This is a genomic window from Streptomyces sp. NBC_00005, from assembly GCF_045160215.1.
Lineage (GTDB): Bacteria > Actinomycetota > Actinomycetes > Streptomycetales > Streptomycetaceae > Streptomyces.
The window spans coordinates 3,983,834-4,002,440 of the sequence record NZ_CP108316.1 but is presented as its reverse complement, the minus strand read 5'-3'; the positions used below and the strand labels follow the sequence as shown (position 1 = coordinate 4,002,440).

At 70.3% G+C, this 18,607-nt stretch carries 20 protein-coding genes; 11 read left to right on the top strand and 9 right to left on the bottom strand.

The genetic code is table 11. The features are described from left to right. Positions 1-403: 403 nt before the first annotated feature. The gene (locus OG303_RS18275) at positions 404-1,480 is read left to right on the top strand and encodes an SIS domain-containing protein (RefSeq protein WP_405877334.1); all 1,077 of its coding nucleotides are present in this window, start codon (positions 404-406) and stop codon (positions 1,478-1,480) included. A 98-nt stretch (positions 1,481-1,578) separates the two neighbouring features. Here the strand turns inward: OG303_RS18275 and OG303_RS18270 are convergent, their stop codons facing one another. Then, a complete protein-coding gene (locus OG303_RS18270; RefSeq protein ID WP_405869460.1) occupies positions 1,579-2,331 on the bottom strand; it encodes an SDR family oxidoreductase in 753 nt (250 codons plus the stop codon). Positions 2,332-2,428: 97 nt separating this feature from the next. On the opposite strand from OG303_RS18270, the gene OG303_RS18265 reads away from it, so the two are divergent. Continuing rightward, a complete protein-coding gene (locus OG303_RS18265; protein WP_405869459.1) occupies positions 2,429-3,061 on the top strand; it encodes a TetR/AcrR family transcriptional regulator in 633 nt (210 codons plus the stop codon). A gap of 399 nt (positions 3,062-3,460) precedes the next feature. Next, a complete protein-coding gene (locus OG303_RS18260) occupies positions 3,461-4,927 on the top strand; it encodes a sensor histidine kinase (RefSeq protein ID WP_405877332.1) in 1,467 nt (488 codons plus the stop codon). Positions 4,928-5,128: 201 nt separating this feature from the next. On the opposite strand, the gene OG303_RS18255 is transcribed toward OG303_RS18260, so the two are convergent. Next, entirely contained in the window at positions 5,129-5,386 is a 258-nt protein-coding gene (locus tag OG303_RS18255; protein ID WP_006142322.1) for a WhiB family transcriptional regulator, read from the bottom strand. A gap of 321 nt (positions 5,387-5,707) precedes the next feature. Further along, positions 5,708-6,676 (bottom strand): diacylglycerol/lipid kinase family protein, encoded by a 969-nt coding sequence (locus tag OG303_RS18250; RefSeq protein ID WP_405869458.1) that lies wholly within the window; start codon positions 6,674-6,676, stop codon positions 5,708-5,710. Between the two features lie 140 nt (positions 6,677-6,816). Here OG303_RS18250 and OG303_RS18245 point away from each other — a divergent pair, with 140 nt between their 5' ends. Continuing rightward, complete coding sequence (locus OG303_RS18245) at positions 6,817-7,269, top strand: hypothetical protein (protein ID WP_405869457.1); 453 nt, start codon at positions 6,817-6,819, stop codon at positions 7,267-7,269. A gap of 16 nt (positions 7,270-7,285) precedes the next feature. Here OG303_RS18245 and OG303_RS18240 read toward each other — a convergent pair whose 3' ends face one another. The 3 genes from OG303_RS18240 to OG303_RS18230 all read right to left on the bottom strand — a co-directional run bounded on the left by OG303_RS18240 (position 7,286) and on the right by OG303_RS18230 (position 9,354). Then, positions 7,286-8,392, bottom strand: a complete 1,107-nt coding sequence (locus OG303_RS18240) for an RNA polymerase sigma factor SigF (protein WP_405869456.1) — start codon at positions 8,390-8,392, stop codon at positions 7,286-7,288. Between the two features lie 17 nt (positions 8,393-8,409). Further along, the gene (locus OG303_RS18235; RefSeq protein ID WP_404737121.1) at positions 8,410-8,823 is read right to left on the bottom strand and encodes an anti-sigma regulatory factor; all 414 of its coding nucleotides are present in this window, start codon (positions 8,821-8,823) and stop codon (positions 8,410-8,412) included. 270 nt (positions 8,824-9,093) lie between these two features. Further along, positions 9,094-9,354: a UBP-type zinc finger domain-containing protein gene (locus OG303_RS18230; protein ID WP_405869455.1), complete on the bottom strand. Its 261-nt coding sequence runs from the start codon at positions 9,352-9,354 to the stop codon at positions 9,094-9,096. A 62-nt stretch (positions 9,355-9,416) separates the two neighbouring features. Between OG303_RS18230 and OG303_RS18225 the strand changes: the two genes are divergently transcribed. Then, entirely contained in the window at positions 9,417-11,012 is a 1,596-nt protein-coding gene (locus tag OG303_RS18225; RefSeq protein WP_405869454.1) for a Na+/H+ antiporter, read from the top strand. A gap of 17 nt (positions 11,013-11,029) precedes the next feature. On the opposite strand, the gene OG303_RS18220 is transcribed toward OG303_RS18225, so the two are convergent. Together OG303_RS18220 and OG303_RS18215 are read right to left on the bottom strand one after the other, a co-directional pair. Then, positions 11,030-11,956: a 1-aminocyclopropane-1-carboxylate deaminase/D-cysteine desulfhydrase gene (locus tag OG303_RS18220; protein WP_405869453.1), complete on the bottom strand. Its 927-nt coding sequence runs from the start codon at positions 11,954-11,956 to the stop codon at positions 11,030-11,032. Positions 11,957-12,092: 136 nt separating this feature from the next. Next, the gene (locus OG303_RS18215; protein WP_405869452.1) at positions 12,093-12,683 is read right to left on the bottom strand and encodes an N-acetylmuramoyl-L-alanine amidase; all 591 of its coding nucleotides are present in this window, start codon (positions 12,681-12,683) and stop codon (positions 12,093-12,095) included. Between the two features lie 295 nt (positions 12,684-12,978). Here OG303_RS18215 and OG303_RS18210 point away from each other — a divergent pair, with 295 nt between their 5' ends. The 3 genes from OG303_RS18210 to OG303_RS18200 all read left to right on the top strand — a co-directional run bounded on the left by OG303_RS18210 (position 12,979) and on the right by OG303_RS18200 (position 16,551). After that, a complete protein-coding gene (locus tag OG303_RS18210) occupies positions 12,979-14,385 on the top strand; it encodes a family 2B encapsulin nanocompartment shell protein (protein ID WP_405869451.1) in 1,407 nt (468 codons plus the stop codon). A gap of 113 nt (positions 14,386-14,498) precedes the next feature. Next, entirely contained in the window at positions 14,499-15,581 is a 1,083-nt protein-coding gene (locus OG303_RS18205) for a family 2 encapsulin nanocompartment cargo protein polyprenyl transferase (RefSeq protein ID WP_405869450.1), read from the top strand. Positions 15,582-15,942: 361 nt separating this feature from the next. Beyond that, positions 15,943-16,551 carry a GNAT family N-acetyltransferase gene (locus OG303_RS18200; protein WP_405869449.1) on the top strand — a complete coding sequence of 203 codons (609 nt, stop codon included), beginning with the start codon at positions 15,943-15,945 and terminating at the stop codon, positions 16,549-16,551. On the opposite strand, the gene OG303_RS18195 is transcribed toward OG303_RS18200, so the two are convergent. Next, positions 16,481-17,143, bottom strand: a complete 663-nt coding sequence (locus OG303_RS18195; RefSeq protein ID WP_405869448.1) for a TetR/AcrR family transcriptional regulator — start codon at positions 17,141-17,143, stop codon at positions 16,481-16,483. The genes OG303_RS18200 and OG303_RS18195 overlap by 71 nt on opposite strands. 141 nt (positions 17,144-17,284) lie before the next feature. Here OG303_RS18195 and OG303_RS18190 point away from each other — a divergent pair, with 141 nt between their 5' ends. The 3 genes from OG303_RS18190 to OG303_RS18180 all read left to right on the top strand — a co-directional run bounded on the left by OG303_RS18190 (position 17,285) and on the right by OG303_RS18180 (position 18,604). Beyond that, positions 17,285-17,869 carry a dihydrofolate reductase family protein gene (locus tag OG303_RS18190; protein ID WP_405869447.1) on the top strand — a complete coding sequence of 195 codons (585 nt, stop codon included), beginning with the start codon at positions 17,285-17,287 and terminating at the stop codon, positions 17,867-17,869. An 18-nt stretch (positions 17,870-17,887) separates the two neighbouring features. Further along, positions 17,888-18,082 carry a hypothetical protein gene (locus OG303_RS18185; protein ID WP_405869446.1) on the top strand — a complete coding sequence of 65 codons (195 nt, stop codon included), beginning with the start codon at positions 17,888-17,890 and terminating at the stop codon, positions 18,080-18,082. 108 nt (positions 18,083-18,190) lie between these two features. Then, on the top strand, positions 18,191-18,604 hold the full coding sequence (locus OG303_RS18180; protein ID WP_405869445.1) for a YciI family protein: 414 nt from the start codon (positions 18,191-18,193) through the stop codon (positions 18,602-18,604). Positions 18,605-18,607 lie beyond the last annotated feature (3 nt).

Here is an 18,607-nt window from a genome sequence, read left to right as displayed (position 1 = left end):
GTAGGAACGCCATCGCCCATCCATGCGGGGGACAGGCGTCATTCGTCGCGGGGGAGTGGAATGGATGCGGTGCCGCCGACGCCCGGCACCCCGCACGGCGAGCACCCAGACCCGGGAGGAACCCACCATGACCGCCATGACACCGGACCCGGACCCGACAAGGGACCTGGGCCCGACAAGGGACCTGGGCCCGACAGGGGACGCGGACTCGACACGGGACGCGGACTCGACCCCGGATGCGGACTCGACGGCGGACCCGGCCTCGACACCGGACCCGGACCCGACACGGGACCTGGACCCGACACGGGACCCGGCCTCGACACGGGACGCGGACCCGACGCCGGACGTGGACTCGACGCCGGACGTGGACTCGACGGCGGACCTGGATCCGACGGGGGACCCGATGCCGGACCCGGGCCCGGCGCAGGAAGCTCAGAGCGACGTCCCGGGCCGGATCATGGCCCGTGAGATGGCCGAGCAGCCCGCCGTGCTGCGGCGCATCCTCGAGCAGGGCGCCCCCGGCATTCGGCAGGTGGCGCAGGAGATCGCCGCCCGCAACCCCCGCTTCGTCCTGCTGACCGCCCGCGGCACCTCCGACAACGCGGCCCTCTACGCCAAGTACCTCCTGGAGATCCGCCTCGGCCTGCCCTGCGGCCTCACCTCGATGTCCACCACGACCGCGTACGGCGCCCGCCCCGACCTCACCGACGTCCTCGTCGTCACCGTCAGCCAGTCCGGCGGCTCCCCGGACCTGGTCGCCTCGACCCGCGCCGCCCGCGAGGCAGGTGCGATCACCCTCGCTGTGACCAACAACCCCGGCTCACCGCTGGCCGGCGTCTCCGAGTACCACGTCGACATCATGGCCGGCCCGGAGAAGGCCCTCCCCGCGACCAAGACCTACACGGCCTCCCTCCTCGCGCTCTATCTCTTCGTCGAAGGCCTGCGCGGCGGCGACGGCGGTCCCGCGAAGGTGCTGCCCGACCTCGCCGAGCAACTGCTCGCCCGGCAGGACGAGATCCGCGCCCTCGCCGCCCGCTACCGCTTCGCCGAACGCATGGTCATCACCTCCCGCGGCTACGGCTACCCCACGGCCAAGGAGGCCGCCCTCAAGCTCATGGAGACCAGCTACATCCCCGCCCTCTCCTACTCCGGCGCCGACCTCCTGCACGGCCCTCTCGCCATGGTCGACAACGTCTCCCCGGTTATCGCGGTCGTCACCGACGGCAAGGGCGGCGAGGCCCTCCAACCCGTCCTCGACCGGCTGCGCGGCCGCGGCGCCGATCTGTTCGTCGTCGGTCCCGGCAGTCAGGTGGAGCAGGCCTCCGCCGGCTTCGTCCTGCCCACCGAGGGTGTGGCCGAGGAGGTCCAGCCGATCCTGGAGATCATCCCCCTCCAACTCCTCGCCTACGAGGTCACGATCGCCCGCGGCCAGGACCCGGACGCGCCCCGCGCCCTGGCCAAGGTGACCGAGACCCACTGAGCCGACCCGACGGGATCCCCCTGCGACCCGGCAGGATCCCCTGCGACCCGGCGAGATCCCCTGTGCCCCGGCGGCCCCCTACGACCTGGCGGAACCCCCTACGTCAGCGAACCCCCTGTCGCGTCCACCCAGCTCCCCGTCACCCACCGGCCGGCGTCCGAGGCCAGGAACGCCACCACGTCCGCGACGTCGGCCGTCTCGCCCACCCGCCCCAGCGCGGAGTACCCCGCCGCCTGCGCCCAGCCGTCCGGGCTGCCGTGCAGCAACTCGGCCGTGTTGTCCGTGTCGATGATTCCCGGCGCGACCGAGTTCACCGTGATGCCCCGGGGACCCAGCACCTTGGACAGGTCACGGGAGAAGACGTCCAGCGCGCCCTTGGTCATCGCGTACGCCATGTTGTTCGGCATCGCGGCGGTCCGGGCCAGTCCCGACGAGATGTTGATGACCCGGCCGCCGTCCCGCAGCCGCGCCATGCCCTGCTTGACGATGAAGAACGGCGCCTTCACGTTCACCGCGAAGACCCTGTCGTACTCCTCTTCCCCTATCTCCTCGATCGGCCGCGTGCTCCCGATCCCGGCGTTGTTCACCAGGACGTCCAGCCCCTCCGCATGCCGGTCGAACTCCTCCCACAGGGCCGCCGCGTCCCCCGGCCGCCCCAGCTCGACCCCGATCGCGAACGCCGAACCGCCCGCCGCCTCGATCGCGGCCACCGTCTCCTTCGCCGACGTCTCGTTGCTGCCGTAGTGCACCGCGACCCGCGCCCCGTCGCGCCCCAGCCGCTCGGCGATCCCCCGCCCGATTCCCCTGCTCGCTCCAGTGACCAGTGCCGTCCTGCCCGTAAGTACGCCCATGTCGGCGCCCCCTTTGTAATTCCCTAGCGGTCGCTACAGAAAAGACCGTACAGCAGCCCGCCGACATTTCTCTAGCACCCGCTATACAATTCACCCCATGGTGGGCAGCGAGGAGACCAAGACAACGGCCGGCACCATGTCCAAGCCGCGCGGCCGACCCCGTTCCTTCGACCGCGAGACCGCGCTGGAGAAGGCGGTGATGGCCTTCTGGGAGCACGGTTACGAGGCGACCTCCGTCTCCGACCTCACCCGAGTCATGGGCATCGGGGCCCCGAGTCTGTACGCGGCCTTCGGCGACAAGCGGGCGCTGTTCGAGGAGGTCGTGACCGTGTACGGCACGCGGTACGGCTCCTTCGGCGACCGGGCCCTCGCCGAGGAGCCCACCGCCCGGGCGGCGGTGCGGCGGATGCTGCGGGAGGCCGCCACCGAGTACACGGCCCCCGGCCACCCGCACGGCTGTCTCGTCATCCACGCGGCCACGAACTGCACGAGCCCCGAGGTCGAGGCCTCCCTGCGCGAGCGGCGCAATGCCAACATCGCCGCGTTCGAGAGTCGTATACGAGCAGACGTCGAGGCGGGGGAGCTGCCGGCCGGGACCGATGCCGCCGCGCTCGCCCGGCACACGGGAGCGATCATCCAGGGCATGTCCCAGCAGGCGCGGGACGGGGCGAGCCGGGAGGAGCTGGAGGCTCTCGCGGAAATTGCCATGGCCATCTGGCCCCGCACATGAACCCACACGGGTTAGGCTGCGTGGTGGATGCTAGGGCGTCCGAGTAGTGGCAGTGTGGCCGCAGAACTGACAACAACAAACAGGCTCCAACGCATGGACACACGTAGTGGTCTAGTCCACAATGCGTACAGAGCGTGTACACGCGAGCTTCCGTCTTCCCCGCACAGGAGGACGGACGGAGGAACCGGAGCTCTCTGCCCTGACTGCCCCGGATCCTCATCCTTCGGCCATCCGGGACCGCACACCCCGCGGCCGATATTGCTCCGGGCTGCGGTGCCGGGAGGGCTGAGGGTCCCTCCCAGGCGCCGCGGCCCGCGGGTGTTTTCAGGACCTGTACGGACCACCGGTCACTTTTAGGCCCTGCACATACCCCCAGGTACGCTCACACATGTGCCCTCCATGAACGAACTGGTCCGCCAGCACACCGCCCTCGACGACTCCGACCTCGAGTGGCTCCATCTGCTGGTCTCGGAGTGGCAGCTGCTGTCCGACCTCTCCTTCGCCGACCTGGTCCTGTGGGTCCCCACCCGCGACGGCACCCGCTATGTCTCCGTCGCCCAGATGCGGCCCAACACCGGCCCCACCTCGTACCAGGACGACATGGTCGGCCACCTCGTCCCCCGCGGCCGCCGCCCCATGCTGGACGCGGCGCTGGACGAGGGCCGGATCGTGCGCGAGGGCGACCCGGAATGGCGCGAGGAGGTCCCGGTCCGGGTCGAGTCGATCCCCGTACGCCGGGAGGGGCGGGTCCTCGGCGTGATCGCGCGCAACACCAACCTGCTGACCGTGCGCACCCCGAGTCGCCTCGAACTGACGTATCTGCAGAGCGCCTCGGACCTCGCACAGATGATCGCGGCCGGCTCCTTCCCCTTCGCGAACCAGCAGATGGACATGGACGCCGCGCCGCGCGTCGGTGACGGCCTGATCCGTCTCGACGCGGACGGCATCGTCCAGTACGCCTCCCCGAACGGGCTCTCCGCCTACCACCGCATGGGCCTCGCCTCCGACCTTGTCGGCCAGCACCTCGGCAAGACCACCGCCGAACTCGCCCCGACCCGCGGGCCGGTGGACGAGGCGCTCGCCAAGGTGGCCAGCGGGTGGGCGCCGCGCGAGTTCGAGATCGAGGCCAGGGACGGGGTGATCCAGTTCCGCGCGATCCCGCTCAAGCCCAAGGGCACGCGCATCGGTTCGCTCGTCCTGCTCCGCGACGTCACCGAACTGCGCCGCCGCGAGCGCGAGTTGATCACCAAGGACGCGACCATCCGGGAGATCCACCACCGGGTGAAGAACAACCTCCAGACGGTCGCCGCCCTCCTGCGCCTCCAGGCCCGGCGCATCGAGTCCGACCGCGGCCGGGAGGCACTCGAAGAGGCGGTCCGCCGCGTCGGATCGATCGCGATCGTGCACGAGACGCTCTCCCAGAACCTGGACGAGCGGGTCGAGTTCGACGAGATCGCCGACCGCGTCCTGGCGATGGTCGCCGAGATCTCGCCGGGCAAGGTCACCGGCCGGCGCAGCGGCCGCTTCGGCATCCTGGACGCCGAGGTGGCCACCCCGCTGTCCATGGTCCTGACGGAAATCCTCCAGAACGCCCTCGAACACGGCTTCCGCGAGGGCGAAACCGGCACGGTCGAGGTCTCCGCGGTCCGCGGCGGCACGACGAAGGAGGCCCGCCTCCTGGTCACGGTCCAGGACGACGGCGTGGGCCTGCCCGACGGATTCGACCCGCACACCGCGGGCAACCTCGGCCTCCAGATCGTACGGACCCTGGTGGAAGGCGAGTTGGGCGGTACGTTCGACATGGTCCCGGCGCCGGAGCGGGGGACCCGGGTGATCCTGGACGTTCCGGTGCAGGCGCACAAGTAGGCCGCCGGGCGCGTGAGTTGCCGGGCCCGCGAGGTGGCGGGCCCGACACAGCAAGAAGCCCCGGACCTCAAGGTCCGGGGCTGAAATGCTCGTTGCCAGCTTGTGCTGCGCATCGGGGGTACTGCGCGCTGCGGCTCGGGGGCGGGAGATGCGTACTCGCTGTACGCGCCGCCAAGCTCAGGCTGTTGTGGGGCGGGTGTGTCAGGCGGAGGCCTGACGGGCCCGGTTGCGGGCGGCACGGCGCTTCATGGCGCGACGCTCGTCCTCGCTGAGACCACCCCAGACGCCGGAGTCCTGACCGGACTCGAGCGCCCACTGCAGACACTGATCCATAACGGGGCAGCGACGGCAGACGGCCTTGGCTTCCTCGATCTGCAGCAGCGCAGGACCGGTGTTGCCGATGGGGAAGAAGAGCTCGGGGTCTTCCTCGCGGCAAACGGCGTTGTGACGCCAGTCCATGGCTGCTACCTCTCCTTGGTATTACATGCGGGTTGCTTGTGAATGTGAACGCTTTCACGAATCCCTCAACAAGTGAAGGGCCGAGCGTCAGGCTTCCCTGACGAGGTCCTGTGATTGTGAAGAGGGGTTCCGGTGATCTGCTGAGGCCGGTCTTGCGGGCCGTCTCGATCGCCACGTAGAGACTCGCAAACCTCAGCGGCGGATACAACCCCTTCCGGAAAGTTTTTTTTGATTCCTCGGTGTCGACTAGGTCACAGCCGTACTTCCATGGGGTGGATCCTGGCCTAAACGTTCGAGTGAAAGGACTTCAGCCCTTTCTGCTCACACAATCACACGCAGTGCACGGCGTACGCCTGTGAACGTCACGCTCGTACGCAGCCCCAGGTGGTCGCCGTCCATCTGGAGGGGTAGAGGCGCCTTCGAATGCAAGGTGAACTGGTCCAGGTCGTGCAGGGTCACCGCATGCTTGCCGTGGACCCCGCGCTCGGGGGACGAAGTGAGCAATTGCGTGGAATATCGGGCAGCCGTGACCGCCGACATACGGCTGAGACCGACTACGTCGAGCCCGGCATCGAACGAGGCCTTAGGCGCTGCGTACACCGGACGATTGCCCAGATACGTCCACGGCGAGGTGTTGCAGATTATGGACAGCACCAGATCGGTCAGCGGTTCCTGGCCGGGTCGTTCCAGAGTGATGGTGCCGTGTCGCCTATTGGGTTCCTGCAGGAACTGGCGTGCGACCTGGCGCAGGTAAAGGGCATGCGTGGATTTCTTGCCCAGTTCGCGCTGCTGCTCGACCCGCCCCACCACGCCCGCGTCGAAGCCCAGCCCCGCGCAGAAGGTGAACCAGCGGGCCGGCACCGCCTCGTCCTCGGTGCCCGGCGTGCCCGCGGCGAGGCCCATGCCGACCGTACGTTCGCTGTTCTCGCGCAGGGCGTCCAGCAGTGCGCCGGTCGCCTCCACGGCGTCGTTGGGCAGACCCAGGGCGCGGGCGAACACGTTGGTGGAGCCGCCGGGGACCACGGCCAGGCGGGGCAGGCGCTCGGGGTCCGGGCCATTGTGCAGCAGGCCGTTGACCACCTCGTTGACCGTGCCGTCGCCGCCGAGGGCCACGATCAGGTCGATGTCCTCGCTGTCCGCGGCCTGCCGGCCGAGGTCGCGCGCGTGGCCGCGGTACTCGGTGGTGATCGCCTCGAGCTTCATCTCGCTCGCGAGCGCATGGATCAGGACATCGCGCGTACGTGCGCTTGTGGTGGTTGCCGCCGGATTGACCACGAGAAGTGCACGCATGAGTTGCAGCGTACCTACTGGGGGGTACTGGGCACAGGCCGAGGTAGGGATCGGGTAAGAGGCGAGGGCGTGAGCCTCACCACGGGGGTCCGGCTCAACCTCGCCACGGGGGCCTGCGTCCCCAGGGCTACCCTTCAGAGGTGACCAGTGAGCAGACCCACGCCACCGAGGAAGACACCGGCCCCCGCCCGCGGCGCCTGACGTATGCCGCAGCGCTCGCCGCACTCGAGGGGCTCGCGCTGCTCGTCGGGGGCGTGTGGATGCTCGTCGAGGGACTCACGGGCGACCCGGACGACCGCCGGTCCGCCGTCACCGGCGGCATCACGCTCGTCGTCCTCGCCCTGCTGCCGCTGCTGGCGGCCCGCGGTCTGCTCGGGCGCAAGAGCTGGAGCCGGGGCCCGGCCGTCATCACCCAGATCATGGCGCTGCCGGTGGCCTACAACCTGCTGCAGGCCGACAGCGTGGCCATCCCGGCGGGTATCGCGCTCGCGGTCGTCGCCGTCGCCGCGCTGGTCCTGCTGATCAATCCGGCGACGACCCAGGCCCTCGGGATCCGGGGCCCGGGTCGCGCGCAGGACGGCAAGCGGTCCTAGGGGTTGCTCCTAGGGGTTACTCCTCCACCAGCAGCTTCTCGCGCAGCTGTGCCAGCGTGCGCGCCAGCAGACGCGACACGTGCATCTGCGAGATGCCGACCTCCTGGGCGATCTGCGACTGGGTCATGTTGCCGAAGAAGCGCAGCAGCAGGATCCGCTTCTCCCGGGGCGGAAGGTCCTCCAGGAGCGGCTTGAGCGACTCGCGGTACTCGACGCCCTCCAGGGCCTCGTCCTCGGCGCCCAGCGTGTCCGCCACGGCCGGGGACTCGTCGTCCGTGTCGGGGACGTCCAGGGACAGCGTGGAGTACGCGTTGGCGGACTCCAGGCCCTCCAGGACCTCCTCCTCCGAGATCGCCAGCTTCTCGGCGAGCTCGTGGACCGTGGGGGAGCGGCCGTGCTGCTGCGAGAGCTCCGCGGTCGCCGTGGTGAGCGCGAGGCGCAGCTCCTGCAGGCGCCGCGGCACCCGCACCGCCCAGCCCTTGTCGCGGAAGTGCCGCTTGATCTCGCCGACGACCGTGGGTGTCGCGTACGTCGAGAACTCGACGCCGCGCTCCGGGTCGAAGCGGTCGACCGACTTGATCAGGCCGATGGTGGCGACCTGGGTGAGGTCGTCCAGCGGCTCGCCGCGGTTGCGGAAGCGGCGCGCGAGATGCTCGACGAGCGGCAGGTGCATGCGGACCAGCTTGTTGCGCAGATCCGCGTACTCCGGGCTGCCGTCCTTCAGCAGGCGCAGCTCGATGAACATCGCGCGTGCCCCGCTGCGGTCATGCGGGTCGTGATGCGTGGCCTGCTGCACGCTCTGCGCGCCCTGCCCGTTGCCCTCGGCGTTTCGCTCGTGCTCGCTCATCGTCCCGCCCGTCGCCCTTCTCCGAGCCCTCGCCTCTGCTCGGACCGGGGTGACCCCGTTCCGTCCGTCCAGAGGCGTGCTCTGCACGGCACCTTCCCGATCATGCTGCCCGTCGTCCACGAGGCCGAGCTCCGCGGAGTCGTCCTCCGGGTGCGGCCGGGCCTGCTCGGGGATGCCGTCGATACCGTCGGTGCCGCTGACGGCGTCCCCTGTGCGTCGGGACCCGCCTGTGCCCTCGGCCGGCAGCTCTCGTGTGCCGCGCTCTTCGTCACGCACCGGCCCGTCCCCTGTCCTCACGCCGGCCCGGGGCCGGCGCCGCGCTGTTTGTAGAGGCTGATCGAAACGGTTTTGTCCTTGTCCACCGCGGAGGAGACCTTGCCCGCCAGTGCGGACAGAACTGTCCAGGCGAAGGTGTCCCGCGCCGGGGCGTGGCCGTCCGTGGTCGGGGCCGAGACGGTGACCTCGAGCGAGTCGTCGACGAGCCGGAAGACACAGCTGAGCACCGAGCCGGGCACGGCCTGCTGGAGCAGGATCGCGCAGGCCTCGTCCACCGCGATGCGAAGGTCCTCGATCTCGTCGAGGGTGAAGTCCAAACGGGCTGCGAGGCCGGCAGTCGCCGTACGCAGCACCGACAGGTAGGCACCCGCAGCCGGCAGCCGGACTTCCACGAAGTCCTGGGTCGCGGGCTCGCCTGCGATCTGGGACACCCTCACCTCCAAGGTGGTACAAGCTTTTCGGGGCCGAGGGTCGCCCCCCGGGCTAACGCGATGTGTGGTTCAGCGGTGACGCTATCGCGCTCTGAAGTTTTCTGTCCCCGGGACCCCGACCCCTTGCCGTCACTCACAGTAAAACTGTGGACACGCTCCGTGTCTAGGGGTCTGCGGCTCCAATTGGGAAGAACGCGCGCCGGGTTGACGTACCCAGACGTCAGACGGTCGAACCGTCCGGATCGTGGGTCGTTCCCCGGTTGTCCAGGGTCACACGAGAACGTGGTCGAGAAAGCACCAACGCCAGTTCTCACCCGGCTCGAACGTGCGCATGACCGGGTGGCCGGAATCCTTGTGGTGCTCCGTCGCGTGCCGTCCCGGCGAGGAGTCGCAGCAGCCGATGTGGCCGCAGGCGAGGCACAGGCGCAGTTGAACCGGGTGGGTGCCGTCCCGCAGACACTCGAGGCACGTCTCGCTGAGCGGACCGGGTTCCGGGTCTGGCAGCGCTTCGGCGTGCGTGCACTGTTTCATGATTGCCAGATTACGACGGCTGTGCGGACGGCCGCGCGGAAAAACGAGGGCGGGCGAGGACGATGGACGTGATGCCACTGCTGTTGCTGGTGGCGGGCAGCGCCGCGATCGCCGCGGCCGCCCGGCGCACCCCGGTGCCGGCCCCGCTGCTGCTCGTCGCGGTGGGGCTCGCCGTCTCGTACGTCCCCGGGGTACCGGACTACACCCTCGACCCGGACATCGTGCTGCCGCTGGTCCTGCCCCCGCTGCTGCACAAGGAGGCCGTGGAGAGCTCGTATCTCGACCTGCGGGCCTCGATGCGGCCGGTGGCGCTGCTGTCGGTGGGATACGTGCTCTTCGCGACCTTCGCCGTCGGCTGGGTCGCCTATCTCATCGTGCCGGGACTGCCGTTGCCCGCGGCGCTGGTGCTGGGCGCGGTGGTGGCGCCGACGGACGCGGTCGCGGCGGCGGCGGTCGCCCGCCGGGTGGGGCTGCCCTCCCGGATCACCACGATCCTGCAGGGCGAGTCCCTGCTGAACGACGCGACCGCGATCACCGCGTACCGGGTGGCCGTCGCGGCCGCGGTCGGCGAGGGCGCCTCCTGGATCGGCGGAATCGGCGAGTTCCTGCTGGCGGCGGTCGGCGGCGTCGTGGTCGGGCTGGTGCTGATGCTGCCGATCCACTGGCTGCGCACGCACGTGAAGGAGGCGCTGCTGCAGAACACCATGTCCCTGCTGATCCCGTTCGTCGCCTACGCCGTCGCCGAACAGGTGCACGCCTCCGGTGTCCTCGCGGTCGTGGTCGTCGCCCTCTACCTCGGACACCGCGCGTGGGAGGTCGATTTCGCCACCCGGCTCCAGGAGGAGGCGGTGTGGAAGGTGGTCGCGTTCGTCCTCGAGTCGGCGGTCTTCGCGCTCATCGGTCTGCAACTGCCCGTGGTCCTCAAGGGCCTTGGCGAGTACCAGGGTGCCGACGCCGCCTGGTACGCGGTGGCCCTCTTCCTGGTGGTCGTCGTCGCCCGGTTCCTGTGGGTGTACCCGGGGACGTTCGTCCCGCGGATGCTGTCCGCGCGGATCAGGGAACGCGAGGACAACCCGACCTGGAGAGGGTCGATGGTCACGTCCTGGGCCGCCATGCGGGGCGTCGTCTCGCTGGCCATCGCCTTCTCGATCCCGCTCACCGTGCACGGCGGCGGCCCCTTCCCGCAGCGCAACCTGATCCTGTTCCTGACCTTCACGACGGTCATCGGGACGCTGGTGGTGCAGGGCCTCACCCTGGCCCCCCTGATCCGCCTGGTGAAGTTCCCCGCCCGGGACGTGCAGGCCGAGACCCTCGCGGAGGCGAACGCCCAGGCGCAGGCCTCACGGGTCGCCGAGCAGCGCCTGGACGAACTCCTCACCGACGAGCGCAACGAGCTCCCACCACCCCTCGCCGACCGTCTCCGACAGGTCCTGGAGCGCCGCCGCAACGCCGTCTGGGAACGCCTCGGCCAGGTCAATCCGGTCACCGGCGAATCCGTCGACGACACCTACCGCCGGCTGTCCCGGGAGATGATCGGCGCCGAGCGCGCGATGTTCGTGAGGCTGCGGGACGGCCGCTACATCGACGACGAGATGCTGCGGACACTGCTGCGCAGGCTGGACCTGGAGGAGGCGGCGGCCTACCGGGAGACGGCGTAGCCCTGTGCCGTGAAGGCCTACGGGGCCGTGAACACCTGCGGGAAGGGCCGTCCGGTGACCACGGCAGCCACCGTCGACCCGCGCGGGAACGCGCCCTCCCGTGCCAGAACGACAAGTCCGTACAGCAACTTGGCGACATAGAGACGCTCGACGGGGACGCCGTGACGGTCCTCGAAGTCCTCTGCGAAGGCGTCGAGTTCGGGGGGTACGCGCGCGTAGCCGCCGAAGTGGAAGCGTTCGTCGAGCGTCCAGTCGCCGCGCCGGCCACCGAAGGCCTCCTCCTGGAGACCCGCTGTGTCGGCGGCCAGGAAGCCACCCTTGAGGACGGGTACGCCGAGCGCGTGCTGCTCCGGGGCCAGCCCCGCGGCCAGCCCGGCGAGTGTGCCGCCGGTGCCGCAGGCGAGGGCGACGACGTCGGCGTGGCCGCGCAGTTCCTCGCCCAGGGCCCGGCAGCCGCGCACGGCTTCCGCGTTGCTGCCGCCCTCCGGGACGACGTACGCGTCCTCGGCGCCGGTCGTGCGCAGCACGCGCCCGAGGGTGGCCGGTTCTCTCTTGTTGCGGTACGTCGACCTGTCGACGAAGTGCAGTCGCATGCCGTCGGCAGCGCACCGGGCCAGGGAGGGATTGAGGGGGCGGTCGGCCAGCTCCTGGCCGCGGACCACGCCGACCGTGGACAGCCCGAGGAGGCGGCCCGCGGCGGCCGTGGCGCGCAGGTGGTTGGAGTAGGCCCCGCCGAAGGTGACGACGGTGCGGCCGGCCGCCGCGATGAGATTCGGCGCGAGTTTGCGCCACTTGTTGCCGATCAGCTCCGGGTGGATCAGGTCGTCGCGCTTGAGGAGGAGGCGGAGGCCGTGGCGGGTGAAGCGGTCGTCCTCGATCTCCTGCAGGGGGGAGGGCAGCTGAGGGCGCAGTGCTGCGAGGTCGAGGTCATCGGGGCTGCTCACGGCCCCATTGTCGCGCCGGTCGGCATGACTCAGCCCGTCCGGCGTTTGAGGACGAGGCTTCTTATGGGCCGAAGCGGGGGCATGGGGGGAGGGGGGCGGCAGCCCCCAGCCGGGCCCGCACCAACGCAGGGTGCCGTCACTTCAGCCGCGCGCGGACGCGCTCCCGCAGCCAGGCCATCGTGAACCCCCGCGGATCCACCTTCCCCGGCTGCCACTCCAGGTGGCCGATCACCGACCGCTCCGTCCACCCGTGGTGCCGGCACACGGCTGCCGCGGCCTTCTCGATCGCTTCCAGCTGGGCCGCGGGCCAGGGGTCCTCGCCGTCGCCGAGGTTCTCGCACTCGAAGCCGTAGAAGTGGCGGTTGCCGTCGGTGTTCGCCTCGTTGTCCGGCGGGAGCGCCTTCTCGGCGATCACCGCGCGCAGCACGTCGTCGTCGCCGAGGCCTGCGTGGTTGGCACGGCCGTAGCCGACCAGGTGGACCGTGCCGTCCTTGGTGATGACGCCGTGGCAGAGAGGGCCGGGCAGGCCGGTGTAGCCGTCCCGGCAGAGGTCCACGGTGTGTTCGCTGCCGCTCGTCACCGTGTGGTGGATCATCACGCCGTGGACCGGGCCCCAGGGGCCCTTGTGGTTGCGGTTGTGATGCTTCCAGTCCCCGACCTCGACGACCGTGAGGCCCTCCGCTCCGAGGCCGTTCAGAAAGCTGCTCGCGGACATGGGTGAGGCCATGACCGCCTCCTTCGTGGTGCGCGGACGACCACCGGTCGCGGTCGCCTCGTACCGCTGCATGTACCGAAACCGGACGTCCGCGACTCCTCGTTCGCACGGTGTGCGAGCCGATCCGGACAACCCGCGCTCACCACGGCCGTTGGACAGGATCCCCATTTGTGCCCAGTCGGCGGTGATCCATTCCCGCTCTTTCGTGTAATAGCACCGACACGCTCCGTGATGGGAGGCTGGGCGTGGAGATCGACGCAGCGGCGCAGATCGGCGCCGGCTGTATGACCGGGAGGGCAATTCTCATATGTCGGTAGGCGAAGAGGTCCGTTCGGAGCAGGGCAAGCCGCAGCAGAGTCTGGGCACGGCTGCCGCACGGAACCTGGCCACCACGACCAAGTCCGCGCCCCAGATGCAGGAGATCAGCTCACGCTGGCTGCTGCGCATGCTGCCGTGGGTGAACGTCCAGGGCGGTACGTACCGGGTCAACCGGCGACTGACCTACGCCGTGGGGGACGGCCGCATCACGTTCGTGAAGACCGGCGACCGGGTCGAGGTCATCCCCGCGGAGCTGGGTGAACTGCCCGCACTGCGCGACTTCGAGGACGAGGAGGTGCTCGCGGAGCTCGCCCAGCGGTGCCGGCAGCAGGAGTTCGCGCCGGGATCCGTGATCGCCTCGTTCGGCAGCCAGACCGACGAGGTGTACCTGCTGGCGCACGGCAGGGTCGAGAAGATCGGCACGGGCCCCTACGGCGACGACGCGGTCCTCGGCGTGCTCGCCGACGGCGCCTACTTCGGCGACGCGGCACTGCTCGACCCGGACGCCATCTGGGAGTACACGGCCCGCGCGGACACCGCGTGCACCGTGCTGATCCTCTCCCGCCAGGACGTCGACCAGGTCGCGGAGCGCTCCGACTCCCTGCGGGAGCACCTCCAGCAACTGCGCGCGATCCCGGAGCAGCGCACCAACAAGTACGGCGAGAAGGAAGTCGACCTCGCGGCCGGCCACAGCGGCGAGCCGGACATCCCGCACACCTTCGTGGACTACGAGGCCAGGCCCCGCGAGTACGAACTGAGCATCGCCCAGACCGTGTTGCGCATCCACTCGCGCGTGGCCGACCTCTACAACCAGCCGATGAACCAGACCGAGCAGCAACTGCGGCTGACGGTCGAGGCGTTGAAGGAGCGCCAGGAGCACGAGCTGGTCAACAACCGCGAGTTCGGACTGCTGAACAACTGCGAGTACGACCAGCGGCTCCAGCCGCACGACGGCGTGCCCAGCCCGGACGACCTGGACGAGCTGCTCAGCCGGCGGCGCGGCACCAAGCTGCTGCTCGCCCACCCGCGCGCGATCTCCGCGATCGGCCGCGAGCTCAACAAGCGCGGACTCGTCCCCGAGACGATCGAGGTGGCGGGCAACCGCATCCCGACCTGGCGCGGTGTGCCGATCTACCCGTGCAACAAGATCCCGGTCTCCGAGGCCCGTACGACCTCGATCATCGCGATGCGTACCGGCGAGGCCGAGCAGGGCGTCATCGGACTGCAGCAGGCCGGCATCCCGGACGAGATCGAGCCGAGCCTGTCCGTGCGCTTCATGGGCATCAACGAACAGGCGATCATCAGTTACCTCGTGACGGCGTACTACTCGGCCGCGGTCCTCGTGCCGGACGCGCTCGGTGTCCTGGAGAACGTCGAGATCGGCCGGTGGAGGTGACGTTTCTCCACCTGGGAGCCGTGTCCCCGCCCACCGGGGCGGGTACACCCCGGTCGTATGCGCCCAGCCGGAGCGGAAGCGCCACCGTCCGCGGACTGACCGAGGGAGATCCCATGGCCGAGTTCATGACGGAGGCGAAGCAGCACACCACGGCACAGCCGCTCGACAGGCACGAGGCGACGGCGATCCTGGAGCGCACCAGGGCGTCCGTCGACCCCGAACTGCGCGCCGCCCTCGACTCGTTGCCCGGCTCCATGCGCCGGATCGCGCTCTACCACTTCGGCTGGGAGCACGCGGACGGCACTCCGGCGGCGGGCAACGCGGGCAAGGCGATCCGCCCCGCCCTCGTCCTCACCGCGGCCGCCGCGCTCGGCGGGCCCCGGGCGCGCGAGGCGGCCGTACGGGCGGCCGCGGCGGTGGAGCTGGTGCACAACTTCACGCTGCTGCACGACGACGTGATGGACCGGGACACCACCCGCAGGCACCGGCCCACGGCGTGGACCGTGTTCGGTGACGCCGACGCGATCCTCGCCGGGGACGCCCTGCAGGCGCTGGCCCTCGGGCTGCTCGCCGAGGACCCGCACCCGGCGTCCGGGCCGGCCGCGGCCCGGCTCGCGGCCTGTGTCGTCGAGCTGTGCGCCGGCCAGCAGGCGGACATGGCCATGGAGAAGCGCGGCCCCGGCGAGGTCACCCTCGACGAGGTGCTGACCATGGCCGAGGCCAAGACGGGCGCGCTGCTCGGATGCGCGTGCGCCATGGGCGCGTTGTACGCGGGTGCGTCCTGCGAGGACGTCGAGGCGCTGGACGCGTTCGGCCGCGAGGCAGGGCTCGCCTTCCAGCTCATCGACGACGTCATCGGGATATGGGGCGACCCGCGCCGCACCGGAAAACCGGTCGGTGCGGACCTGGCGGCCCGCAAGAAGTCCCTGCCGGTGGTCGCCGCGCTCACCTCGGGCACCCCGGCCGCTTCGGAGTTGGCAGAGCTGTACGAAGCGCCGTACGAGCAGGGGGACGAGGACGGGATCGCACGCACGGCTCTCGCTGTCGAGCGGGCCGGCGGGCGGGACTGGGCACAGGTCCAGGCAGCCGACCGGATGGCCCGTGCGATGCACGAGCTGTCCCGGGCGGTCGCCGACCCCGCGGAGGCGGGTGGCCTGCTCGCCCTGCTGGAGTTCGTGACGCGGCGCAGCAACTGACCGAAGCCCTCCCGGACCCCCTGACGGAAACCCTCCCGGACCCCCTGACGGAAACCCTCCCGGACCCCCTGACGGAAACCCTCCCGGACCCCCTGACGGAAACCCTCCCGGCCCCCCTGACCTGCCTCAGTCCCTCACCCAGATCCAGACCAGAGATCCCAGACCAGAGACCCCAGATCACAGACCCAGACCCCGGAGTCCACCGGGGTGGCCGTGCGGCTCCTGACCCCGCGCGGCCGCCGAGGCTCCGGACCGGCGGGTCCCGCACATCCCCACGGTGTGCGGGGCCCGCCTCTGCGTTCTGTTCCGGATAGGCTCAACGCCCGTACGGGCAAGGATGGTTGAGACGAGGGGGCGGCAGATGGGCGTGGCGATCCGGACGGCGGACGAGGGCGACCGGGAACTGGTCGTACGGCTGCTGGACGAGGCCTTCCAGGACGATCCGGTCAGCGGCTGGGTCTTTCCCGGGGACGAGTACCGCCGTGCGACCCACCACCGGCTGATGGCCGCCTTCACCGAGATCGTGCTCGCCGAGGGCCGGATCGACGTCACCGAGGACGGCAGCGCGTGCGCGTTGTGGCTGCCCGTGCCCGCCGAGGAGCACGACGACGAGGAGCACGACGACGAGGACGACGGGCCCGCCCGACTGCGCGCCGTCGTCGATCCGGCGAACGAGCGCGTCGAGCTGATCGGCCGGCTGACGGCGGAGATCCATCCCGCCGGCCGTGCCCACGAGTACCTGTGGATGATCGGCGTGACACCGAAGCGCCAGGGCGAGGGGATCGGCGGCGCGCTCCTGCGGCACGTCCTCGACCGCTGCGACCGCGAGGGTCTGCCCGCCTACCTGGAAGCCAGCAGCGTCCGCAGCAGCGCACTGTACGAGCGCCTCGGCTTCGAGTTCACCGGCCGTCCCCTCGACCTCCCGGACGGCCCGCAGATGTGGCCGATGTGGCGCGACCCGCGGAACTGACCGGGCCTTTCGGTACGACGGTCGCCACGATCCGCTCGACCAGACCCTCGGGAACCCTCACACCGGGCAGTACGCCGTCCAGCACGCCCGGCAGCGTCAGGTGCTCCAGGATCAGCCCGAGCATGGCGAGGTAGAGCACGGCGACGGTCTCGTCCCCGCCGGGCAGTCCCGCCGCCCGGTGGAACTCCATGCCCTGCTCCAGGTCGGCGCGCACCGACTCCGTGTAAGAGGCGCGCAGTTCGGGGCGGCGGGTGGCTTCGAGGCGCATCTCCAGGAGGGCCAGATAGCCCGTGCGGTCGCCGGTCACCCGGGCCATCAGGTCGTGCATCAGGGCCGTGACCAGGGCGCGGTCCTTCGGCGCCCGCATCAGCTCGGCGAGCAACTCGGGGTCGGGCGCGAGCCGTTGGTGCAGCCGGGCATCGATCTGGCGGAGCAGGTCGTCGCGGCCGGTGAAGTAGTTGGACGCGGTGCCCACGGGCACCCCGGCCCCGGCGTCCACCGCGCGGAACGTCAGCCCGCGCGCCCCCTCGCGCGCGAGCACTTCGACCCCGGCGTCGACAAGAGCCGCCCTGCGCTGCGGATTGCCCGCCATTCGGAACCCTCTCTCCCACTTGACTCCACTCCGGGAAACGCCCGGAAACCCGCTTGCAACCACTACAAGTGAAGCACTACAACTGAAGCACTACAAACGAAGTGGTTCACACGAATCCGCAGCCTACGGAAAGAGAACAGCTTGCGAAAGCTCACCTACTTCGTCGCCTGCTCCATCGACGGGTTCATCGGGGACCCGGGCGGCGACGCCTCGTCCATGCTCGCCTTCGTCGACGAGGAGTTCTTCGGATTCCTCACGGGGGAGTACCCCGAGACCCTGCCGACCCACGGCCGCCGCCCCCTCGGCATCGACGACCTGCCGAACAAGAGGTTCGACACGATCATCCAGGGCCGGGCCAGCTACGACGTCGCGCTGCGGGAGGGCATCACCAGCCCCTACGCCCACCTGCGCGAGTACGTCGCCTCGCGCACCCTGAAGGAGTCCCCCGACCCGCACGTCGAGATCATCGCTCAGGACCTGGTCGGCAAGGTCCGTGAGCTCAAGGCCGAGGACGGCGAGCTCGGCATCTACCTGTGCGGCGGCTCGCAGCTCGCCGGTGAACTGCTCGGCGAGATCGACGAGTTGGTGGTCAAGACCTACCCGCAGGTCTACGGCTCGGGCATGCCGATGTTCGGCGCCGGCTTCTCCGTCACCGACTTCACGCTCGAGTCGGTGCGCATGTTCGGCAACGGCGTCCTCGTCCGCACATACGCGCGCGGGCGCTGACCGGCCTACGCTGAGGGCATGGACAGCTCAGAATCCGTCTGTCCGGCCTGCGGACAGCCCGTGGAAACGATCATCAAGCGCCACAAGACCCTGGGTGCGTGGGTCCCGCGGTGGGTGCCCGGCCCCTGCCGCAACCCCGAGTGCGAGGCATCGGCCGCCCAGGGCGCCGAAGCCGAGGAGGAGCCCGGAGAGGCGGCCCCGCAAGAATCCTGAACCCGCGTCGAGAATTTCCTGAATCCGGTGTCGAGAATCCCGGCCCGGCTCCGACGTCCCCCGTGAGAGCCGCCCACCACGGGCGGTGAGAGCCGAAGGAGCGGAATCATGAAGTACCTGGTGATGGTGCAGGGCACGCAGGCGGACTACGAGGCCATGCAGGGCAAGGCCCAGCCGAACTCTCCGGCCTGGACCCAGGAGCAGGTCCAGGCCATGTACGCCTTCATGGGCGCCCTCAACAACGACCTCGCCGAGACCGGCGAGATGATCGACGGACAGGGCCTGGCCGCGCCGGCGAAGACCCGGCTGGTCGGCCTGGGCGACGACGGCAAGAGCGTGATCACCGACGGCCCGTACAGCGAGACCAAGGAACTGCTGGCCGGTTACTGGGTCCTGGACTGCGCGAGCCTGGAGCGCGTCACGGAGATCGCCGAGCGCGTCCTCCAATGCCCCCAGCCCGCCGGGGCGCCCGCCTACCCGGTGGTGATCCGGCCCATCGACGACGGCTCCGGGGACGTCTGAGCC